The sequence below is a fragment of the Neobacillus endophyticus genome (assembly GCF_013248975.1).
Classification (GTDB): domain Bacteria; phylum Bacillota; class Bacilli; order Bacillales; family Cytobacillaceae; genus Neobacillus; species Neobacillus endophyticus.
Genome location: NZ_JABRWH010000001.1, coordinates 5,135,352 through 5,156,360, shown reverse-complemented (window position 1 = coordinate 5,156,360; position 21,009 = coordinate 5,135,352). Strand labels below are relative to the sequence as shown.

Below are 21,009 nucleotides of genomic sequence, written 5' to 3'. Positions count from 1 at the left end.
GAAATGGGGAAATTAGAAAAATTACGATCTAGTTTTGCAGCAAATGGCATTGATGGGGTATTGATTACAAGCCCATATAACCGCCGATACATATCAAATTTTACTGGTACTGCCGGTGTTGTATTAATCAGTAGTGACCAAGCGCATTTTATTACCGATTTCCGTTACATGGAACAAGCATCCAAACAATGCGAGGGCTTTGAAATTATTAAGTTTGCTGAAACACTCCAAAAAGAAGTCGCGCTGCAAATTAAAAAATTAGGCATTCAAAAACTTGGAGTGGAAGAGGATTACTTAACTTTATCTTCATTTAAATTATATGAAAAAGAAATCGAAGCTGAACTAGTCCCTATTTCTGGGGTAATTGAAAAATTACGCTTGATTAAGACTGATGCAGAGATTAAGATATTAAAGGAAGCTGCGGATATTGCTGATGCAGCCTTTAAACATATCTTGGACTTTATTCGTCCAGGGAAAACTGAACTTGAAGTAGCGAATGAGTTAGAATTCTTTATGAGAAAAGCCGGAGCGGTTTCTTCATCTTTCGATACGATTGTTGCATCAGGTTATCGTTCCGCATTGCCTCATGGTGTTGCTAGTGAGAAGATCATCGAAAAAGGCGATATGGTAACACTCGATTTTGGAGCATATTACAAAGGATATGTTTCTGATATAACAAGAACAGTTGCCGTTGGCGAGCCTGACAGCAAGCTGAAAAATATCTATGAAATTGTTTTGGAAGCACAAATTCGTGGTATGGAAGGCATTAAACCAGGAATGACTGGGAAGCAGGCCGATGCATTAACGAGAGACTACATATCAGAAAAAGGTTACGGAGATTACTTTGGACATTCAACTGGACATGGGATTGGCCTTGAAGTCCATGAAGGACCAAGCCTTTCTGCAAAGTCGGATATCGTTTTGGAACCTGGAATGATCGTAACATGTGAACCAGGAATTTATATCCCTGGTCTTGGTGGTGTGCGGATTGAAGATGATACGCTTATTACGAAAGACCATAATGAAGCGCTCACTCATTCTGCAAAAGAACTTATTATATTGTAGGGATTTAGGAGGATTTTAAGATGATTTCAGTTAACGATTTCCGAACAGGTTTAACGATTGAAGTGGACGGCGGCATTTGGCGCGTCATTGATTTCCAACACGTGAAACCTGGAAAGGGAGCTGCATTCGTACGTTCCAAACTTCGTAACCTTCGAAATGGAGCAATTCAGGAAAAAACATTCCGTGCCGGTGAAAAAGTAGAGAAAGCACAAATTGACAACCGAAAAATGCAATACCTATATGCAAGCGGTGATCAACACGTGTTTATGGATATGGAATCTTACGAACAAGTAGAACTTCCAGCAACAAGTATTGAATACGAATTAAAGTTTTTAAAGGAAAACATGGAAGTACATATCATGATGTTCCATGGTGAAACACTTGGTGTAGAATTGCCTAACACAGTAGTACTAGAAGTTACTGAAACAGAACCAGGTATTAAAGGTGACACAGCTTCAGGCGGTACAAAGCCTGCAACAATGGAAACAGGTCTTGTTGTACAAGTGCCGTTCTTTGTTAACCAAGGTGACAAATTAATCATTAATACTACAGATAGCTCTTACGTATCAAGAGCATAGTCCATAAAAAAGCCTTAGACTGATTGACGGTCTAGGGCTTTTTTTAATATTTGTCCACTTTGAATCCTGTTTTGGGTTCAAGCCTTTTCTAATATTTTGGGCGATAATGATACTCTACCAAAACGTTGGCTGTGACATTTATTTGACCTGGCTCAAAATTTGTGGAGCTGATCCCTTTTACAATAGTTTCCATATGCAGTGGGAATGGCCGCTCTGTTGTACCCCCCTCTACAATTAAATGGGGGACGGGTGACAAACTGACATTTAGAGTGTTGGCGATTACTTTTGCTTTTTCCATCGCATTTTGTAAGGCGAGTGCCAATGCTTGATGATCATACCGTTCTTTATCTTTTACCTTAAATTGAACATTTGAGACATAATTAACACCTTGTTGTACCGAATTATCAACAATTTTCCCAATCATGGATAAATCTACTATTTTCACCTGTATAATATTTGTTATTTTATAGCCGCGAAATAGTTGTTTTCCTTGTTCGTAGTCATATTCAGATTCAATACGGTAGTCAAAGGTTTGAATATCTGTTTTATTAAGACCAAGCGAAAGAAGAGCATTGATAACTTTTGTTGATGATTGCCCATTCTGCTGCTGAGCTGTTAGCAGATCTTTTCCTTCTGAAATGACACCTAGATTTATAGAGGCTAAATCAGGAGAAACTGCAAGTGTGCCCTCTCCATTCACTTTGATCACATAATGCCCCTTACCTTGTGTTGGCTGTTGATAATGATTATACATGCCAAACCTCCGAAAACCTTTATTTTCTATAAGATACGAGCGATTTTATGGAAATGTTCCTTCAATTAAACCTATTTATCGGAAGCTTGAGGTCTATTAAAAAATCAAACAAATAGAATGAAAGTGAGAATGAACAGATTTACGTGTCATATTGTGTCCAACCAGGCATACATTTTAAATAGTAAGACAAGCGTTGACAAGGAGGTAATCATTTTGGAAACAGTTCTTCCATTTTTACCTAAAAGCATTGCTGGCCAAATCAAACAAATCCCTCCTGAACATATAAATGAATTGGAAGAAATTCGGATTCGTATCAATCGGCCTATTGAAATAACGATCAGTGGAGGCCCTCCTAGATTTTTAGGATATATAGTTCAACCTGATGATGCTTTTCATTTTATGAATAAAATCAGCCAATTTTCCATTTATACACTAGAGGAAGAATTAAAACGCGGATATATAACGATCTCTGGGGGGCATAGAATTGGACTTGCAGGGAAAGTCATTCTTGAGGATGGGAAGGTAAAGGCAGTTCGGGACATTTCCTCTTTTAACATTCGAATCGCCAGAGAAAAAGTTGGCATTGGTGATCCGATGATCCCTTTTATTTATCAAGGAAACTGGATGAATACAATGGTAATCGGTCCGCCGCAGACAGGAAAGACAACACTGTTGCGAGATCTTGCCCGAATTATTTCTACCGGAATAGTATCAGTAGATATACAAGCAAGTAAAGTAGGGATTGTGGATGAGCGCAGTGAAATAGCCGGATGTGTAAATGGAATCCCTCAGCTAAGCTTTGGCTACCGTTTGGACGTGCTGGATGCCTGTCCAAAGGCAGAGGGAATGATGATGATGATTCGATCGATGAGCCCGGAAGTCTTAATTGTTGATGAAATTGGACGCAAGGAGGATGCTGAAGCGATTCAGGAAGCGGTACATGCAGGAATTAAACTGATGATGACAACACATGGCAGCAGTTTAGATGAAATCAGGAATAGGCCCTCGCTCAAGGAAATCCTAAATCAAAGAATATTTGATCGATTCATTGTTCTTAACAGGAGTTCTGGCCCTGGGACAATTACCCATATATTGGACGAGTGCGGAATGGAATTATATCAAAAAGTGAGAGTGACATAAATGGTAAAGCTGATAGGTGCCATTTTCATCATTGTGGCAACCACTGTCATTGGATTTGAATTTTCACGGAATTTTAGTGAGAGACCGCGGCAGCTAAGAGCTTTAAGGTCTGCATTACAAGCGTTGGATGCTGAGATTATGTATGGACACACCCCACTTCATGAAGCATCAAGACGATTAGCTGAGCAGCTGGCACCTCCGCTTTCGGTTTTTTTTAATGGTTTTGCAGAGAGATTAACAAATACGGAAACGACGGTAAAAGAAGCATGGGAAATGAGTTTAAAAGAGGTATGGAAGGCAACTGCATTAAAACAAGGAGAATTTGAAATCATGAAGCAGTTTGGAGAAACTCTTGGCCGATATGATCGTATTTCGCAGCAAAAACAAATTATGCTTACACTTTCTCACCTTGAAAGAGAGGAAGCAGACGCCCTGCAGGCACAGGCAAAATACGAGAAAATGCTAAAAAGTCTTGGCTTCTTAACCGGACTTTTACTAATTATTTTATTATTTTAGGAGGAAAAGCAATGGGGTTAGACGTTGATATTATATTTAAAATTGCTGGAGTAGGGATTGTTGTGGCATTTTTGCATACAGTTCTCGATCAAGTAGGGAAGAAGGAATACGCTCAATGGGTAACCCTTTTTGGGTTTATTTACATCCTGTTCCAGGTTGCTTCTATAGTCGATGATCTTTTCCAGAAAATAAAATCAGTATTCTTATTCCAATAGAAAGGGGGGCTCTACGATTGAAATCATAAAAATCGTTGGGATATCTTTTGTTGCCACCTTTCTTGCTCTGATTGTGAAAGAACAAAAACCCAATTTTGCTTTCCTATTAATCGTTTTTGTCGGCTGTGCTATTTTTCTTTTCCTGGTAGACAAAATTTATGAGATCATTCACATGCTAGAAAGGCTGGCAGTGAATGCAAAAGTAAATTTAGTCTACGTTGAAACCATCCTAAAAATCATCGGTATTGCCTATATCGCAGAATTTGCCGTTCAAATTACCAAGGATGCGGGACAAGGATCAATTGCTTCTAAAATTGAATTAGCAGGAAAAGTAATCATTCTTGCGATGGCAATTCCGATTCTGACTGTATTGATTGAAACCATAATTAAACTAATTCCCGCTTGATCCAATCCTTAAAATGAGGTGTAAATATTGAAGCAATGGATGCAGATCATTCCGATAATGATTCTTTTAACCTTATTTTTTTGTATTCCAAATGCTCAAGCAGCAGAAAATTCCAAAGATCCTCCAGCGCTTTCACCCCAAGAGTTGGTAGATTCACAGCTGAAATCGCTGGATTTGTCTGACTTAAAGCAATTTTGGGAGGATATTACCAATAAATATGGCGGCTTCCTTCCTGAAAGTCAGAAAGGGAGTCTTTATGAATTTATGAAAGGCGAGAAAAAATTTTCGCTCAAACTCTGGGGACAGGGGTTTTTAAAATTTGCTTTTCAGGAATTTGTAGCAAATGGAAAACTACTGGGTTCGATTATTATGCTGGCGATTTTCAGCATGTTTCTCCAATCAATGCAAAATGCTTTTGAACAAAGTAATGTCAGTAAAATAGCCTATGCAATTGTCTACATGGTCTTAGTCATACTGGCTCTGAATAGTTTCCATATTGCTATAAACTACGCTAATGAAGCCATTGGTACGATGATTTCATTTGTTCTCGCCCTGATTCCGCTGTTGCTAGCATTAATGGCTGCATCAGGGGGGATTGCTTCCGCAGCTTTTTTTCATCCCGTCATTTTGTTTTTAATGAATATGAGCGGATTTTTAATGCAATATTTGATTCTACCGCTTCTGTTCTTAGGAACTCTGCTTAGCATTGTTAGCACAATGTCAGAACAATATAAAGTAACCCAATTGGCATCACTGCTGCGCAATTGGAGCATAGGGTTGATGGGACTTTTCCTAACTGTTTTCTTGGGAGTTATTTCGGTACAGGGTGCTTCCGCAGCCGTTACCGATGGGATCACCATTCGGACGGCCAAATTTCTCGCGGGAAACTTTATCCCAGTTATAGGCAGAATGTTTACCGATGCCACAGATACCGTTGTTAGTGCATCTGTTCTTTTGAAAAATACTGTTGGTATCGCAGGAGTTGCGATTCTCCTCATAATTGTTGCTTTTCCTGCCATTAAAATCTTAATGATTTCTTTTATATATAAATTTGCTGCTTCTGTCCTTCAACCATTGGGAGGCGGGCCAATCATTAAGTGTCTTGATATTATCAGCAAAAGTGTCATATATGTTTTTGCAGCACTAGGAATTGTATCGTTAATGTTCTTTTTAAGTATAACAGTCATTGTGGCCGCCGGGAATTTAACGATGATGATGAGATAGGAGGTGGCAGATGAATGGAATTTTTAAAAGAGTGGGTAACAAATATTATTCTATTTATTTTGTTAGCTACAGTTATTGATATGCTTCTTCCAAATTCTAGTATGCAAAAATATACAAAGATGGTCACTGGATTATTATTAATTGCGATCATTCTTACACCGATCTATAAGCTGATTTCTAAGGATTTTGAAGAGAATCTCTCATCCATCCCTTCTTTTCAAGTGCCGGAAAAAAATAATATGAAAAATAACATAGATTTAAAGAAAAAAGAAATACAAGCCTCCCAGCATGCATATATTTTAGAAGAAACGGCTGCACAGCTGAAAAAGGAGGCAGAAGAGGAGTTGATAAAAAAATACGGTTTAGAAATTGATAAAATCAATATCACAACGAACGGAAAAAGTGACCAAGCATTCCCAGACAACCTCCAAAAAATCACCGTTCTTCTGAAGCAGTCGAGTAATGACGGAAAAACAGTAGAAGCGATTAAACCGATTGTTATTAACACCGATGCACCTTTATCCTCTCAAAAATCAACAGCAGAATCAGATAAGATTGCAGCATATCTATCAAAACAATGGAATGTCACAAAAGAAACAGTAGATGTTTCGATTGAAGGGGGGATCGATCAACAAAATGGATAATCAAAAGGGGCCGTTTTCGTGGCTCAAAAAGCTGCTCAAATTAGAAGAAAACTCTGATAAGAAAATAGGAAAATATCAGTATATGCTTCTCGTATTATGTGTTGGAGCTGCATTTATGGTCGTTGGAAATGTCTTTTTTAAGTCAGGAAGCTCCACTAACAGTATACAAGCATCAGCAAATCAAAACACACAATCAAGTGATGTTCCGGCATTTGGTCAAAGTAAAAGTTCTGGAAATTCAGCCATTGCCGAGTACGAGGGAAAATATGAGGATCAATTAAGGAAGGCCATTGAAGAAATGTTAGGTGTGAAGGACGTAACGGTTGTAGTAAACATTGATTCTACTGATAAAAAAATACTTGAAAAAAATACAGTCACAAAGGAACAAACCACGGAGGAAACTGCAACAGACGGAGGTCAGCGTAAAGTTCAGGATACTTCCACAGATCAGCAGCTAGTGATCATCAAAAATGGCGATAAAGAGGTTCCGATCGTTGTTGAAACCAAAAAGCCTGCGATTCGCGGGGTCCTTGTAGTAGCCAAGGGTGCGGAAAATATAGAAGTGAAAAAGTGGATTGTCGAGGCTGTTACAAGGGTTCTAGGGGTTCCAAGTTACCGGGTTGCGGTAATGCCTAAAAAATAAAGGGAGGATTATTGAATGTTGTTGAAAAAACAAACAGTATGGCTATTAACGATGTTAAGTTTAGTGGTTGTTTTATCAGTATATTACATCACATCCCCAGAGCAAAAAAGTAAAGACCTTGCTGTAGTCGAGCAAAAAGCTAAAAATCAAACAACGCAACAAACAAAGACCCAATCAAAGGACGGGCAAAAAGTAGTTTCTCAGGCAGCTGGAGACAGCACATTTGAACAACTGCGAATGACACTTGATGATCAGCGAAGCCAACAAAAAGAGGAATTGACAAACGAACTTGCAGCTACAAACTTGCCAGCAGAGGAACGAAGCAAAATAAAAGATCAAATGGATAAATTAAATGAAACTGCACAAAAGGAAGAAATTCTTGAAACACTTATTAAAACGATGGGTTATGAAGATGCCTTAGTCAGAGCTGATGGTGAAAATGTAAGAGTCACAGTAAAGTCAAAGAAAAAACTTTCTCCTACCGAAGCTAACCAAATCATTCAAAAAGTTAAAAAAGAGATTGGTGAAACAAATTTTGTTGCCGTTGAATTTGCGCCATCCAAATAAAGCAGAAAAAGGGAGAGCAGCCGCTTTCCTTTTTCTGTTTAATTCAGATAAAAGTAGCCTACAATGATATTTTACAAGGAAAACGTTTTCAAAAATTCACATTTTATCAAAAAAATATTAAGATGGAGAGGCCTGATAAGGTGTAAAATGAAATAGGGTTCATTAAGATTATTGAACTTTAACAAGATATTATCGTATAGTATTAATATCTAGTCTTAAATTTAAAGGAACAAGGGGTGTTACGAAATGTTAAAAGTACAAGAAATTCGTGAACTAATTAAATTGATCGATCAATCAACGATTGATGAATTTGTATATGAAAATGATGGATCAAAAATAAAAATGAAGAAAAATGCAGGGGAGACAGTTACAACTGTCCAGCCAATGCTGCAAACAGCTGTCTCGGCAGCTCCAGCAGTCCAGCACATTCCAGCGCCTTCTGCTACACCTGTAGCGGCAGTCCAAGAAACGACTCAGGAGACTCCAAAGGCTGAGGCTGCGACAGAAGCAGCTGCATCTAATTTACATAAAATCACATCACCTATGGTTGGAACTTTTTATGGATCACCAAGCCCTGATGCAGATGCTTATGTGAAACCTGGTTCTAAAGTAACAAAAGATTCCATTGTATGTATTGTAGAAGCGATGAAATTATTTAACGAAATTGAAGCAGAAGTAAATGGGGAAATCGTTGAAGTGCTCGTGAAAAATGGCCAGCTAGTTGAATACGGACAGCCATTATTTTTAGTGAAACCAGAATAAGGAGCGGTAACAGGATGATAAAAAAACTGTTAATTGCAAACAGGGGAGAAATTGCTGTTAGGATTATTCGAGCCTGCCGGGAAATGGGAATTGAGTCTGTGGCCGTATTTTCCGAGGCCGATCGCGATGCACTACATGTTCAGCTTGCTGATGAAGCATACTGCATCGGTCCTACTCCTTCGAAAGACAGCTATCTGAACGTAACGAATATAATTAGTGTGGCAAATCTTACTGGATGTGATGCAATCCATCCAGGATATGGTTTTTTAGCTGAAAATGCTGACTTTGCTGAACTTTGCCGGGAATGTCATATTACTTTTGTCGGCCCAAGCCCAGAAGCGATTACGAAAATGGGAACAAAAGATATTGCCAGGGAGACAATGCAGGAAGCAGGAGTACCGATAGTTCCAGGATCAAAAGGAATTATTAAGGATATCGATGAAGCGTTGGAGCTCGTAAAAACCATCCATTATCCAGTTATCATTAAAGCTACTGCTGGAGGCGGCGGAAAAGGAATCCGAATTGCTAAGAATGAACAAGAATTAATAAAAGGCATCAATATAACTCAGCAGGAAGCCTTGACTGCATTTGGTAATCCAGGGGTGTATATTGAAAAATATATTGAGGACTTCCGCCATGTAGAAATACAAGTTTTGGCAGATACCCATGGCAACACTATTCACTTAGGTGAACGTGACTGTTCCATTCAGAGGAGACTTCAAAAACTACTGGAAGAAACACCATCACCCGCTCTTGACGGAGAAATTCGTGCAGAAATGGGAAATGCAGCTGTAAAGGCAGCAAAAGCGGTTAATTATTCAGGTGCCGGTACAGTAGAATTTATTTATGACTATCGCAATCGGAAATTCTATTTTATGGAAATGAATACTAGAATCCAAGTAGAACATCCTGTTACGGAAATGGTTACTGGGGTAGATTTGATCAAAGAGCAGATCCGTGTAGCAAATGGTGAAAAATTGTCTATCACTCAAAAGGACGTTACGTTTAACGGCTGGGCAATAGAGTGTAGAATCAATGCTGAAAACCCTGAAAAGAACTTTCTTCCATCTGCTGGAAAGATTAATATGTATCTGCCACCGGGTGGACTGGGTGTTCGAATCGATTCAGCTGCATACCCTGGATACACGATTCCACCTTACTATGATTCGATGATTGCAAAAGTCATCGCATATGGCAGTACTAGAGATGAAGCCATTGCAAGAATGAAGCGGGCATTAAGTGAATTTGTTGTTGAAGGGATTCATACCACTATTCCTTTTCATTTGAAACTGCTTGAACATCAACAATTTGTAGAAGGAAATTTCAATACGAAATTCCTCGAATTGCATGATGTGATGAAATCAGTCTAAAAACCGGAGGTGTTTTAGGTGAGCGAGTTTAATATCTTGGAAATGGAACAAGAAAATGATGGACTTGGCAAAATTGAGATAGCACCTGAAGTTATTGAAGTAATCGCTGGTATAGCAGCAAACGAGGTTGAGGGAGTTGCTGGCATGCGCGGCAACTTTGCTGCAGGCGTTGTCGAGCGTTTAGGAAAGAAAAATCATGGTAAAGGCGTTAAAGTAGAGCTTACTGAGACTGGAATAAAGGTGGATGTATACTGTTTAATGAAATTTGGCGTCTCCATTCCTGTCATCGCTGGAAAAGTTCAGGATAATATCCGTCAGGCGCTGCACAATATGACTGCTTTAGAAGCAGAAGAGGTTAACATTCATGTAGTCGGGATTCAATTTGAAACACAAAAAATTGAGCCTGAAATCGATTCGGAAATGTAACACGAACAACCAAAGGATCTTCCTTTGGTTGTTCTATTTCTATGCAAAATTGAAAAAAAAACCAAACTTAAAGTGCGATTCCGTATCAGTTGTGCTATTATCTTTTGTGTAAGTGAGAATGTATTTAAAGTATAGGACTATTTAAATCCTAAAAGGAGTTATTGGAATAATGAAAAGAAGAACAGCCAGAGAAAAAGCGCTTCAGGCTCTTTTTCAAATTGATGTCAGTCAGACGGAGCCAGAATCAGCAATTGAACATGTTTTAGAAGAAGAAGCAGGTGATGATTATCTGTCAAAACTTGTATTCGGTGTAATCGAACATAAAACTGAAATTGACAATCTGATAAGTGAAAATCTTGAAAAATGGTCGTTAGATCGTTTGGCAACCGTTGACCGTAACCTTCTAAGAATAGCTGTATTTGAATTGAAATTCATACAGCAGGAAGTTCCGGAAAATGTTGTTTTAGATGAAGCCATTGAAATAGCAAAAATATATGGAGATGACCAGTCAAGCAAGTTTGTTAACGGAGTCTTATCAAAGATAAAGCAAAGTCTCAATAATTGATTGGTTCCTCTGAAAAAGGGTAAGGGGAGGAATGAAATTGACAGCACAAATCATTAATGGAAAAGAAATTGCCGAAAAAAAGAAAGTGCAAATTGCAGAAGAAGTTAAGTTGCTCAAAGCAAAGGGGGTCACTCCTGGGCTGGCAGTTATTCTAGTCGGTAATAATCATGCATCCCGTACGTACGTTTCAAATAAACAAAAAACTTGTGAAGAACTAGGAATGTATTCCTTATTAATTGAATTGCCTGAAGAGACGCCTGAAGTAGAATTATTATCAAAGATTGAGGAATTAAATGGAGACTCCAAAATTCACGGGATCTTAGTTCAACTACCTCTCCCTGAACATATTGATGAAAAAAAGGTGATTGAAACCATTACTCCAGCCAAGGATGTTGACGGTTTTCACCCCATCAATATCGGGAGAATGATGGCGGGGCAAAATGCCTTCTTGCCTTGCACACCGTTTGGAATTATGGTGTTGTTAGAGGAAAGCGGCATTTCTATTTCAGGTAAAAATGCAGTAGTTGTAGGAAGAAGTAATATCGTTGGCAAACCTGTTGGGCAATTATTGCTGAACCAGAATGCTACTGTCACGTATTGCCACTCTAGAACGAAAGATTTAGCTGTACATACGAGTCAGGCAGATATACTGATCGCTGCAGTTGGAATACCTAATTTTATTAGAGCAGAACATGTCAAAGAGGGCGCCGTCGTCATTGATGTCGGTATTAACCGTAACGATGAAGGAAAGCTCTGCGGCGATGTTGCATTTAATGAAGTGAGGGAAAAGGCTGGATATATCACACCTGTCCCTAAAGGGGTCGGTCCAATGACCATTACAATGTTGATGTATAATACTTTAAAATCAGCAAAAGAAACACTAAGGTAGATACCCCATTTTTTGAGAAGCTGTTCTTATCTTTTATGATATTAAGTTCCATTCCGGTGGTTTTGCGGACAAAAAGAAGGGCTTAATATATAATAGTTAAGGACAGTTTTAATTATATGGGGCTAAAGAGGTATAACCATGCAGGAACAAAGATATTTATCTGTGAATGCTTTAACAAAATACATAAAACGAAAATTTGATGCGGACCCGCATTTACATGATCTCCATGTTCGAGGAGAAATTTCTAATTTTAAACAACATTCAAGCGGGCATATGTATTTTACTCTTAAGGATGAAAAAGCTCGCATTTTGGCTGTTATGTTTTCAAGTAATTCCCGTTCAATGAAGTTTACACCGGAAAACGGGATGAAAGTTATCGTGAAGGGCGATATAACAGTTTATGAACCGAGCGGTCAGTATCAAATCTATATTAAGGAAATGCAGCCTGATGGCATTGGAGAATTATTTTTAGCGTATGAACAATTAAAACAGAGACTGGAAATAGAAGGTTTATTTGCCGCGGAAAACAAGAAAGCTATCCCTCTTTACCCAAGAACGGTTGGGGTAATCACTTCACCGACGGGTGCTGCCATCCGAGATGTGATTACTACCATAAAACGGCGTTATCCAATCGTAAATATCTTGGTTCTGCCAGTTCTTGTACAAGGTGAGCAAGCTGCTCCATCTATTGCTAAGGCAATTGAAAAAGCCAATAACCGGGAAGATATAGATGTACTAATTGTTGGGCGCGGCGGCGGTTCCATTGAAGAGTTATGGGCTTTCAATGAGGAAGTAGTGGCTCGGGCCATTTTTGCTTCAATGATACCGATTATTTCGGCTGTCGGTCATGAGACTGATTTCACCATTGCCGATTTTGTCGCTGATCTTAGGGCTCCAACACCGACTGGAGCAGCAGAACTTGCTGTTCCGCATGTAGACGAGCTGATGGACAGGGTTTTGCAGCGGCAAACTCGCCTGCTGCGGGCAATGCAGGAGCAATTTCGCTTTCAAAAAGAAAGGTTCCATCGCACGCAAAAATCCTATGCTTTTCGTTACCCGTTAAGGCTCTATGAGCAAAAAATAGAGCATGTTGACAGATTGACAGAAATGCTTGTTCGCGGATCAGCTCGCTTAACTTCTTTGAAAAAAAATCAGCATGATGTTTTGGAAAAACGCTTGCAGCGAATGCATCCCCGAGAAGCGCTGACTGAAGCCAGAACGAGCTTTGAACGAGTGCAAAAAGATTTGAACAAGGCCATGGTAAAAGTTCATTCTAAAAAGCAAACGGATTTTCAAAGAATCATTTCAACACTACGTGCGCTTAGCCCTCTTGCGATAATGGAACGAGGCTACAGCTTAGCCTATTCGGAAGATAACCGCTTAATAAAGAGTGTTTCACAAGTCAAAAATTTCGACAAGGTTCAGATTCAATTAACAGATGGAAGTTTATTTTGCCAAGTCGAGCAAATAAAGGAGATCGAAAATAGTGACGAATGATCAAAAAATATCATTTGAAGAAGCTATGACAAAGCTGGAACAAATCGTAGAAAAGCTCGAAGAGGGCGATGTTCCGCTTGAAGAAGCAATTAAGTATTACAAAGAAGGAATGGAATTATCCAAACTTTGTCATGATAAATTGAAAAATGTTGAAGAACAGCTAACACAGATTATTACGGAGGACGGCCGTACTGAAAGCTTTACGCTAAATGAGGAGGAATAGTCTTGGACAGAACAGCTTTAGAGGCATTTACTCAAGAATATAAATCACTTCTGGACAGAGAGCTTCGCAGACTGGTTGAAAAACTGGATGCTCCATCCATCATAAAGGATTCCATGATCTATTCCCTTGAAGCAGGCGGAAAGCGAATTCGGCCGCTCTTATTGTTTGCCACACTGGAAGCTTTTGGACAGGAACCGCAAAAAGGCTTGTCAGCCGCTGCAGCTATCGAAATGATTCATACGTATTCATTAATTCATGACGATTTGCCAAGTATGGATGATGACGATCTTAGAAGAGGAAAGCCAACAAATCATAAGGTTTTTGGCGAAGCTGTGGCCACATTGGCCGGGGACGCTTTATTAACATATAGCTTTGAAGTAATGAGCCAGCTGCCGTCGGAAATTATCTCTCCTGAAACAAAGTTAAGGTTAATCTTGGAAATGGCAAAAGCTGCAGGAACGGAAGGAATGGTTGGCGGGCAAGTTGCCGATATGGAAGCTGAAGGAAAAACCTTATCCCTTAAGGAGCTTGAATATATTCATATTCATAAGACTGGAAAGTTACTGGGGTTTAGTGTTTTAGCAGGGGCAATTATTGCCGGTGCTAACCTAAGTGAAACTGATAATCTCTCGGCATTTTCCCATCATCTTGGTTTAGCTTTTCAAATTCAAGATGATATTCTGGATTTAGTAGGTGATCAGCAGTTGATCGGAAAGCCTGTTGGCAGCGACACTGCCAACTATAAAAATACCTATCCTTCTTTGTTAACACTGGAAGGTGCAAAATCTGCTTTGATGAAACACATAACACTTGCCAAAGAAAATTTGTCAAAAACAAGCTTAAATACAAAATTGCTAATGGAAATAACCGATCTTGTAGCCATCAGAGATCATTAATCAAACGAGTATTTGAGACAATGTAATAATTGTGTTATAATAGTTTTCATTGTAGAAAACGTTGTCAGGGCCGTTATCACGATTGTGTTAGCGGCTATTTTTTAGAATAAGTGAAACGATATAAATAGAGAAAATTTAGTAAGAAAAAGTATGAAAGTGAGTGATCCATAAATGGATCTGTTGTCCATTAAAGACCCATCCTTCTTAAAAGGGATGACTAACAAAGATTTGGAGTCTTTAAGTCAGGAAATTAGAAATTTTTTAATTGAAAAGCTGTCTGTAACGGGAGGGCATATTGGTCCAAATTTAGGTGTAGTCGAATTAACTATCGCCCTTCACAAATGTTTTGACAGTCCAACAGATAAAATAATTTGGGATGTTGGACATCAGTCCTATGTTCATAAAATTTTGACGGGCAGAGCAAACGAATTTGATTCATTGCGACAATATAAAGGGTTATGCGGATTTCCAAAAAGGTCAGAAAGTGCGCATGATGTTTGGGAGACTGGTCATAGTTCCACTTCTCTTTCTGCTGCAATGGGAATGGCGATTGCCCGAGATTTAAAAAAAGAAAACTATTTTGTAGTTCCGGTGATTGGTGATGGTGCACTAACCGGTGGAATGGCTCTCGAGGCGATGAACCATATCGGCCATGAGAAAAAAGATATGATTGTAATTTTAAATGACAATGAAATGTCTATTGCCCCCAATGTAGGAGCTTTGCATAATATTCTTGGACAATTACGGACAGCAGGAAAATACCAATGGGTAAAAGATGAGCTGGAAGTATTGTTAAAGAAGGTACCAGCAGTTGGCGGAAAATTGGCAGCTACTGCCGAAAGGGTTAAAGACAGCTTAAAATATTTATTTGTATCCGGCATGTTTTTTGAGGAGCTTGGATTTACCTATTTAGGGCCTATTGACGGTCATAATTTTGATTCATTATTTGAGAATATCAGTTATGCGAAAAAGACAGAGGGTCCCGTACTTCTTCATGTTATTACAAAGAAGGGAAAAGGATTTCATCCTGCCGAATCGGACAAAACAGGTACTTGGCATGGAACAGGTCCGTATAAGATGGATACTGGAGCGTTTGTTAAACCGTCTAAAAAGCAGCCGCCTGCATGGAGTAGTCTAGTGAGTGAAACAGTACGAAGATTAGCGCGCGATGATCAGCGAATTGTAGCTATTACTCCGGCAATGCCAGTGGGTTCAAAGCTTGAAGGTTTTGCAAGCGAATTTCCTGATCGAATGTATGATGTAGGAATTGCTGAGCAGCATGCTGCTACTGTCGCAGCTGGGCTGGCATCTCAAAACATGAAGCCGTTCTTAGCGATTTACTCTACCTTTTTACAAAGAGCATATGATCAGGTTGTCCATGATATTTGCCGCCAAAATTTAAATGTTTTTATCGGTATTGATCGTGCCGGTTTAGTTGGTGCTGATGGTGAAACTCATCAAGGTGTTTTTGATATTGCGTTTCTAAGGCATGTACCCAATATTGTGTTAATGATGCCGAAAGATGAAAATGAAGGCCAACACATGGTATATACGGCATTGAATTATGATGGTGGCCCTATTGCTATGAGGTTCCCGCGCGGTAATGGGATTGGTGTGCCAATGGATCAAGAATTACGTAATATCCCAATAGGTTCCTGGGAAGTATTAAAAGAAGGTGACGATGCGGCTATCCTAACCTTTGGTACAACCATTCCGATGGCTATGGAAGCAGCCATGAAACTTGAAAAGCTTGGCTTATCCGTAAAGGTCATTAATGCCAGATTTATTAAACCTCTTGATGGTAAATTGCTAACAAAAATTTTAGATGAACATATTCCAATTCTCACAATAGAAGAAGCTGTTTTGCAAGGCGGATTCGGCAGTGCTGTTCTGGAGTATGCCCAAACTCAAGGATATTATCATACGCAAATTGATCGAATGGGAATTCCTGACCACTATATCGAACATGGCGATGTTGGTTTGCTTCTTGAAGAAATCGGATTGACTACTGAAGAAGTGGTCAAGAGAATTTCAATTTTAGCTCGAAAAAAACAGCAAAGGGCATAACAATGAAAAATAAAGAACGTTTAGATGTTTTATTAGTGGAGAGAGGCTTATTTGAAACGCGGGAGAAAGCTAAAAGAGCGATCATGGCCGGATTAGTCTATTCAAACGAAGAGCGGCTGGATAAGCCTGGTGAAAAAGTAAAAACCGAAATTCCCCTGACCGTAAAAGGCAATGTCCTTCCCTATGTAAGTCGTGGGGGATTAAAACTGGAAAAAGCCTTAAAAGTATTTGATGTTAGTGTAAATGAAAAAGCAGTTATAGACATTGGCGCCTCCACAGGAGGGTTTACCGATTGTGCGCTGCAGAACGGCGCCAAATTGTCCTATGCCTTAGACGTGGGCTATAATCAGCTTGCTTGGAAGATGCGTCAGGATGAACGCGTTGTGGTAATGGAAAGAACCAATTTCCGTTATGTTACAACTAGTGATTTAACGAGAGAAATGCCGAATTTCGCAACGATTGACGTGTCATTTATCTCGTTAACCCTCATCCTGCCAGTATTAAAAACCCTTCTCGTTCCGGGAAGTGATATTATTGCACTGATCAAACCTCAATTTGAAGCAGGAAGGGAACAGGTAGGTAAAAAAGGAATTGTTCGCGATGAAAACGTTCATCGTCAGGTTATTGAAAAAATCATCGATTTTTCTGTGCTACAAGGGTATAGTATTATGAACTTATCCTATTCACCGATAACCGGTGGCGATGGAAATATCGAATTTCTGCTCCACCTTAAATGGGAAGGTGAAAGGGATTCTGGAGCAAATTTACTTTCAAAATCTCCAGATGAAGTGGTTAAAGAAGCCCATATGGAGTTTCATTCAAAAAATGAGTAAAATGGATAGGCTGCGGCTTATCCTTTTATTTATTTCACTGTATTTTTATAAATAAAAAATGTACAACTGATATAAAATGGGCTAACATATGGATAGAAGAGACATACTTCGTCAAATTACTCGGCAGTACTATGAGGTGGAAACATGAATAAAGGTCAACGACATATTAAAATTCGAGAAATCATTGCAGGTAATGATATAGAAACACAGGATGAACTAGTAGATGAACTAAGGAGTGCCGGATACAATGTGACACAGGCCACTGTGTCCCGGGACATTAAAGAGCTTCACCTTGTGAAGGTGCCATTAAGCGATGGCCGTTATAAATACAGTCTTCCTGCGGACCAAAGATTTAACCCGTTACAGAAACTTAAGCGGGCTATGATGGATGCTTTTGTCAGTATTGACTCAGCAGGCCATTTATTAGTAATGAAAAGCTTGCCTGGTAATGCTATGGCAATTGGAGCATTAATCGATCACCTTGATTGGGATGAAATATTAGGAACCATTTGCGGGGATGACACACTCCTTATTATTTGCCGTACAACAGAGGATACAGAGACAATTACAAAAAGGTTCCTTGATATGCTGTAGGTCTGGGGGAGTATTCCATGTTAGCAGAACTTTCAATCAAAAATTTTGCCATAATTGAATCCTTGTCCATTTCTTTTCATAAAGGATTAACCGTCCTAACAGGAGAAACAGGAGCAGGAAAATCAATTATTATTGATGCCATTCATCTGTTAGTCGGGGGGAGAGGATCCGCTGAATTTGTCCGCCACGGTGAAGAAAAGGCAGAAATTGAAGGACTATTTCAAATCGATGATTCACACCACCCTATTTTCAAGAAGGCTAATGAATTTGGCATTTATATAGAGGAAGGAATGGTTGTATTACGCCGTGACATTTCACGGTCTGGAAAGAGTGTTTGCCGAATCAATGGGAAACTCGTGACCATTGCAACGCTTAGGGAAATCGGAGGAGCACTTGTCGATATTCATGGCCAACATGAACATCAGGAATTAATGGACGAAACGAGACATTTACCACTGCTAGATCAATTTGGTATAGAGGAGATCGCTGTTTCACTCAGTGAGTACCAAGCAGTATATCACCGATTTGAATCTACTAAGCAAAAGCTTAAAGCCTTAAGTGAAAATGATCAGCAGATGGCACATCGGCTCGACTTAATTTTATTCCAATTAGATGAAATTCAAAAAGCTAATTTAAAGCCTAATGAAGATGCAGAGTTATTTGAGGAAAAACGAAAATTGGCCAATTTTGAAAAGGTCTATGAAGCCATTCAATTGGGTTATGCCGCACTTAGCGGAGAACAAAAGGGGCTGGACTGGCTCAGTATGGTGATGGATCACCTTGAGAATGCAGCATCACTGGATACAGCATATAAAGAGGTTTTTGAAGCAGTTTCCAATTGTTTTTATCAATTGGAGGATGCCTCTAGGTCGCTAAGAAATGAATTGGATGTCTTGGAATATGATCCCCAACGGTTAAATGAAATTGAGGATCGACTAACGGAGATTAACCAGCTCAAACGAAAATATGGCAGTACGATCGAAGAAATTTTAGAATATGCAGCAAAGATTGAAGAAGAAATAGAAACACTTCAAAACAAAGAAACGCATATTGGAGAGCTGGAAAAAGAACTCGCGTCGATCAAAAGAGATTTAACACTGGAAGCAAAACAATTATCAGAGCTTCGCCAAAAATGGGCAGAAAAACTTACAAAATTAATACATAAAGAATTAAAGGAATTATACATGGCAAAAACGGTTTTTGAAATTCGTTTTTGGTCAGATTTAGAATCGTTCACTCCGACAGGTTCCGACCGTGTAGAGTTTTATCTGACGACCAATCCGGGGGAACCGCTAAAACCTTTATCAAAAGTTGCATCTGGAGGAGAATTATCACGAATTATGCTTGCCTTAAAGAGTATTTTTTCAAAACACCAAGGTGTTACTTCTATTATATTTGATGAAGTGGATACCGGTGTGAGCGGCCGGGTTGCGCAGGCTATTGCTGAAAAGATATATAAAGTAGCGATCAATTCTCAAGTATTGTGTATTTCCCATTTACCGCAGGTTGCTGCGATGGCTGATACTCATTTATTTATCTCAAAAATCATTAAAGGCGGAAGAACTAAAACAGCAGTTGCTCCATTGAATGCTGAAGATAAAATAAAAGAAATCGGCCGGATGATTTCAGGAATAGAAATAACGGATTTGACGAAGCAACATGCAGAGGAATTATTGCAATTAGCAGCAGAAAATAAAAAAAATTGAAAAGCTATCCAGTGCGGGTAGCTTTTTTATATAGAACCAAGTTATAAATGCTTGTCAAGGAGGCAAAATTATAGATGTAGCCATTTCAATTGCAGTCAAAGAAGCGAGGAGAGTGAAAATATTGAGGTTAGAGATCATTAGAAAGATTATTGGTGGAATTCTCCTTGTTTCATTAGTCAGCCTTATTTTTTTTCAGCCTATGCATCAATATTTGAATATTCCTAAAACAATAACGGTTTTTGAAGGACAGGATTTCAGTTTCAACAAGGCTGCCCCGGTTTCAGCCGCATTAGTTTCTCATCAATCAAATGTAAAACTTGAGGAAAATCAACATTCAGTTAAGGTTAAGGGATTAGAAAACGGTAAAAACGAAATGCTGTTGGAGTTTGCTGGAATACCTATAAAAAAAGTCGATGTAAACGTTTTAAAGGATTTCAGGGTTATTCCAGGCGGTCAGTCCATTGGTGTAAAATTAAATACTGTTGGCGTATTAGTGGTGGGCCACCATTTAGTAAATACCCTTAGTGGGAAAAAGTCTCCAGGTGAAATCGCAGGTATCAAAGTTGGTGATATTATTACCGAAATAAATGGTAATAAAATCGAAAAAATGACAGACGTTGCACCATATGTTCAGGCTGCGGGACAAAGCGGAAAAGCTCTTAATATCATGATTAGCAGAGAAAATGGGAAATTTACAACAAAATTAACCCCTTTAAAAGATAAAGGTGAAAATACCTATAAGCTCGGCTTATATATACGTGATTCTGCTGCTGGCATCGGAACCATGACTTTTTATCATCCCCAATCGAAAAAATATGGCGCCTTAGGGCATGTCATTTCAGATATGGATACAAAAAAACCAATTGTGGTTGAAGATGGACAGATCGTCCGATCTACTGTCACTTCAATTGAAAAAGGGAGCAATGGCGACCCTGGTGAAAAACTGGCACGTTTCTCATCTGACGGGGAAATTGTCGGCAATATACAAAAGAACAGCCCATTCGGCATTTTTGGAGAGTTGAATAAACAGTTGAAAAATGGCATATTGGATAAGCCTCTTCCAATTGCTCTATCCAGTCAGGTAAAGGAAGGACCTGCCAAGATATTGACGGTTGTGAACAATGACAAAGTGGAGGAATTTGATATTGAGATTGTCAGCACAATTCCTCAAAAGTTTCCAGCAACAAAAGGAATGGTCATTAAAGTAACAGACCCAAAACTATTGGAAAAAACCGGAGGAATTGTTCAAGGAATGAGTGGCAGCCCTATTATTCAAGATGGAAAGCTTGTTGGAGCAGTAACACATGTTTTTGTTAATGATCCAACTTCGGGATATGGGGTTCATATTGAATGGATGTTAGATGAAGCGGGAATTAACATTTATGATATGCCTAAAAATAAAGCTAGCTAAAATGGAAGCAAAATAGGA

General features: G+C 39.0%; 24 protein-coding genes. 23 read left to right on the top strand and 1 reads right to left on the bottom strand.

Annotated features, from left to right (window positions below):
- Positions 1 to 3 precede the first annotated feature (3 nt).
- Positions 4 to 1,065, top strand: a complete 1,062-nt coding sequence (locus HPT25_RS25680; RefSeq protein ID WP_173070607.1) for a M24 family metallopeptidase — start codon at positions 4 to 6, stop codon at positions 1,063 to 1,065.
- 20 nt (positions 1,066 to 1,085) lie between these two features.
- Positions 1,086 to 1,643 carry an elongation factor P gene (gene efp / locus HPT25_RS25675; RefSeq protein ID WP_173070605.1) on the top strand — a complete coding sequence of 186 codons (558 nt, stop codon included), beginning with the start codon at positions 1,086 to 1,088 and terminating at the stop codon, positions 1,641 to 1,643.
- An 88-nt stretch (positions 1,644 to 1,731) separates the two neighbouring features.
- On the opposite strand, the gene HPT25_RS25670 is transcribed toward efp, so the two are convergent.
- Positions 1,732 to 2,397 carry an SIMPL domain-containing protein gene (locus HPT25_RS25670; RefSeq protein ID WP_173070603.1) on the bottom strand — a complete coding sequence of 222 codons (666 nt, stop codon included), beginning with the start codon at positions 2,395 to 2,397 and terminating at the stop codon, positions 1,732 to 1,734.
- 213 nt (positions 2,398 to 2,610) lie between these two features.
- Here HPT25_RS25670 and spoIIIAA point away from each other — a divergent pair, with 213 nt between their 5' ends.
- From spoIIIAA to spoIVB, 21 genes are all read left to right on the top strand, one after another.
- Complete coding sequence (gene spoIIIAA, locus HPT25_RS25665) at positions 2,611 to 3,537, top strand: stage III sporulation protein AA (protein WP_173070601.1); 927 nt, start codon at positions 2,611 to 2,613, stop codon at positions 3,535 to 3,537.
- A complete protein-coding gene (gene spoIIIAB, locus HPT25_RS25660) occupies positions 3,538 to 4,053 on the top strand; it encodes a stage III sporulation protein SpoIIIAB (RefSeq protein ID WP_173070599.1) in 516 nt (171 codons plus the stop codon). It abuts the gene before it with no gap.
- A gap of 11 nt (positions 4,054 to 4,064) precedes the next feature.
- Positions 4,065 to 4,268 (top strand): stage III sporulation protein AC, encoded by a 204-nt coding sequence (gene spoIIIAC, locus HPT25_RS25655; RefSeq protein ID WP_173070597.1) that lies wholly within the window; start codon positions 4,065 to 4,067, stop codon positions 4,266 to 4,268.
- A 16-nt stretch (positions 4,269 to 4,284) separates the two neighbouring features.
- On the top strand, positions 4,285 to 4,674 hold the full coding sequence (gene spoIIIAD / locus HPT25_RS25650; protein WP_312857360.1) for a stage III sporulation protein AD: 390 nt from the start codon (positions 4,285 to 4,287) through the stop codon (positions 4,672 to 4,674).
- 27 nt (positions 4,675 to 4,701) lie between these two features.
- Positions 4,702 to 5,898 carry a stage III sporulation protein AE gene (gene spoIIIAE / locus HPT25_RS25645; RefSeq protein ID WP_246277280.1) on the top strand — a complete coding sequence of 399 codons (1,197 nt, stop codon included), beginning with the start codon at positions 4,702 to 4,704 and terminating at the stop codon, positions 5,896 to 5,898.
- Between the two features lie 14 nt (positions 5,899 to 5,912).
- Positions 5,913 to 6,542, top strand: coding sequence for a stage III sporulation protein AF (gene spoIIIAF / locus HPT25_RS25640; RefSeq protein ID WP_173070595.1), 630 nt, complete (start codon positions 5,913 to 5,915; stop codon positions 6,540 to 6,542).
- Complete coding sequence (gene spoIIIAG, locus HPT25_RS25635; protein WP_173070593.1) at positions 6,535 to 7,185, top strand: stage III sporulation protein AG; 651 nt, start codon at positions 6,535 to 6,537, stop codon at positions 7,183 to 7,185. Before spoIIIAF ends, spoIIIAG begins: the two co-directional genes overlap by 8 nt.
- Before the next feature lie 15 nt (positions 7,186 to 7,200).
- Positions 7,201 to 7,752, top strand: a complete 552-nt coding sequence (locus tag HPT25_RS25630) for a SpoIIIAH-like family protein (RefSeq protein WP_281368250.1) — start codon at positions 7,201 to 7,203, stop codon at positions 7,750 to 7,752.
- Between the two features lie 246 nt (positions 7,753 to 7,998).
- The gene (gene accB / locus HPT25_RS25625; RefSeq protein ID WP_173070590.1) at positions 7,999 to 8,514 is read left to right on the top strand and encodes an acetyl-CoA carboxylase biotin carboxyl carrier protein; all 516 of its coding nucleotides are present in this window, start codon (positions 7,999 to 8,001) and stop codon (positions 8,512 to 8,514) included.
- 14 nt (positions 8,515 to 8,528) lie between these two features.
- Positions 8,529 to 9,884: an acetyl-CoA carboxylase biotin carboxylase subunit gene (gene accC, locus HPT25_RS25620; RefSeq protein ID WP_173070588.1), complete on the top strand. Its 1,356-nt coding sequence runs from the start codon at positions 8,529 to 8,531 to the stop codon at positions 9,882 to 9,884.
- A gap of 18 nt (positions 9,885 to 9,902) precedes the next feature.
- Entirely contained in the window at positions 9,903 to 10,310 is a 408-nt protein-coding gene (locus HPT25_RS25615) for an Asp23/Gls24 family envelope stress response protein (RefSeq protein WP_173070586.1), read from the top strand.
- Between the two features lie 169 nt (positions 10,311 to 10,479).
- Complete coding sequence (nusB, locus tag HPT25_RS25610) at positions 10,480 to 10,875, top strand: transcription antitermination factor NusB (protein WP_173070584.1); 396 nt, start codon at positions 10,480 to 10,482, stop codon at positions 10,873 to 10,875.
- 37 nt (positions 10,876 to 10,912) lie between these two features.
- Positions 10,913 to 11,764, top strand: a complete 852-nt coding sequence (folD, locus tag HPT25_RS25605; RefSeq protein WP_173070582.1) for a bifunctional methylenetetrahydrofolate dehydrogenase/methenyltetrahydrofolate cyclohydrolase FolD — start codon at positions 10,913 to 10,915, stop codon at positions 11,762 to 11,764.
- Between the two features lie 138 nt (positions 11,765 to 11,902).
- Positions 11,903 to 13,261 (top strand): exodeoxyribonuclease VII large subunit, encoded by a 1,359-nt coding sequence (gene xseA, locus HPT25_RS25600; protein WP_173070580.1) that lies wholly within the window; start codon positions 11,903 to 11,905, stop codon positions 13,259 to 13,261.
- Positions 13,251 to 13,484: an exodeoxyribonuclease VII small subunit gene (locus tag HPT25_RS25595; protein ID WP_173070578.1), complete on the top strand. Its 234-nt coding sequence runs from the start codon at positions 13,251 to 13,253 to the stop codon at positions 13,482 to 13,484. The genes xseA and HPT25_RS25595 overlap by 11 nt, the downstream gene beginning before the upstream one ends.
- 2 nt (positions 13,485 to 13,486) lie before the next feature.
- The gene (locus HPT25_RS25590) at positions 13,487 to 14,380 is read left to right on the top strand and encodes a polyprenyl synthetase family protein (protein ID WP_173070575.1); all 894 of its coding nucleotides are present in this window, start codon (positions 13,487 to 13,489) and stop codon (positions 14,378 to 14,380) included.
- Between the two features lie 171 nt (positions 14,381 to 14,551).
- Entirely contained in the window at positions 14,552 to 16,447 is a 1,896-nt protein-coding gene (dxs, locus tag HPT25_RS25585) for a 1-deoxy-D-xylulose-5-phosphate synthase (RefSeq protein WP_173070573.1), read from the top strand.
- 2 nt (positions 16,448 to 16,449) lie between these two features.
- Complete coding sequence (locus HPT25_RS25580; RefSeq protein WP_173070571.1) at positions 16,450 to 17,280, top strand: TlyA family RNA methyltransferase; 831 nt, start codon at positions 16,450 to 16,452, stop codon at positions 17,278 to 17,280.
- Positions 17,281 to 17,424: 144 nt separating this feature from the next.
- Positions 17,425 to 17,874 carry a transcriptional regulator AhrC/ArgR gene (gene ahrC, locus HPT25_RS25575; RefSeq protein ID WP_173070569.1) on the top strand — a complete coding sequence of 150 codons (450 nt, stop codon included), beginning with the start codon at positions 17,425 to 17,427 and terminating at the stop codon, positions 17,872 to 17,874.
- 17 nt (positions 17,875 to 17,891) lie between these two features.
- The gene (recN, locus tag HPT25_RS25570; protein WP_173070567.1) at positions 17,892 to 19,580 is read left to right on the top strand and encodes a DNA repair protein RecN; all 1,689 of its coding nucleotides are present in this window, start codon (positions 17,892 to 17,894) and stop codon (positions 19,578 to 19,580) included.
- A 121-nt stretch (positions 19,581 to 19,701) separates the two neighbouring features.
- Positions 19,702 to 20,991, top strand: coding sequence for a SpoIVB peptidase (gene spoIVB / locus HPT25_RS25565; RefSeq protein WP_173070565.1), 1,290 nt, complete (start codon positions 19,702 to 19,704; stop codon positions 20,989 to 20,991).
- Positions 20,992 to 21,009 lie beyond the last annotated feature (18 nt).

Coding starts and splice junctions, on each gene's coding strand:
- HPT25_RS25680 (WP_173070607.1), top strand. CDS start 4: ATGGGGAAATTAGAAAAATTACGATCTAGTTTTGCAGCAAATGGCATT.
- efp (WP_173070605.1), top strand. CDS start 1,086: ATGATTTCAGTTAACGATTTCCGAACAGGTTTAACGATTGAAGTGGAC.
- HPT25_RS25670 (WP_173070603.1), bottom strand. CDS start 2,397: ATGTATAATCATTATCAACAGCCAACACAAGGTAAGGGGCATTATGTG.
- spoIIIAB (WP_173070599.1), top strand. CDS start 3,538: ATGGTAAAGCTGATAGGTGCCATTTTCATCATTGTGGCAACCACTGTC.
- spoIIIAC (WP_173070597.1), top strand. CDS start 4,065: ATGGGGTTAGACGTTGATATTATATTTAAAATTGCTGGAGTAGGGATT.
- spoIIIAF (WP_173070595.1), top strand. CDS start 5,913: ATGGAATTTTTAAAAGAGTGGGTAACAAATATTATTCTATTTATTTTG.
- spoIIIAG (WP_173070593.1), top strand. CDS start 6,535: ATGGATAATCAAAAGGGGCCGTTTTCGTGGCTCAAAAAGCTGCTCAAA.
- HPT25_RS25630 (WP_281368250.1), top strand. CDS start 7,201: ATGTTGTTGAAAAAACAAACAGTATGGCTATTAACGATGTTAAGTTTA.
- accB (WP_173070590.1), top strand. CDS start 7,999: ATGTTAAAAGTACAAGAAATTCGTGAACTAATTAAATTGATCGATCAA.
- accC (WP_173070588.1), top strand. CDS start 8,529: ATGATAAAAAAACTGTTAATTGCAAACAGGGGAGAAATTGCTGTTAGG.
- nusB (WP_173070584.1), top strand. CDS start 10,480: ATGAAAAGAAGAACAGCCAGAGAAAAAGCGCTTCAGGCTCTTTTTCAA.
- xseA (WP_173070580.1), top strand. CDS start 11,903: ATGCAGGAACAAAGATATTTATCTGTGAATGCTTTAACAAAATACATA.
- dxs (WP_173070573.1), top strand. CDS start 14,552: ATGGATCTGTTGTCCATTAAAGACCCATCCTTCTTAAAAGGGATGACT.
- HPT25_RS25580 (WP_173070571.1), top strand. CDS start 16,450: ATGAAAAATAAAGAACGTTTAGATGTTTTATTAGTGGAGAGAGGCTTA.
- ahrC (WP_173070569.1), top strand. CDS start 17,425: ATGAATAAAGGTCAACGACATATTAAAATTCGAGAAATCATTGCAGGT.
- recN (WP_173070567.1), top strand. CDS start 17,892: ATGTTAGCAGAACTTTCAATCAAAAATTTTGCCATAATTGAATCCTTG.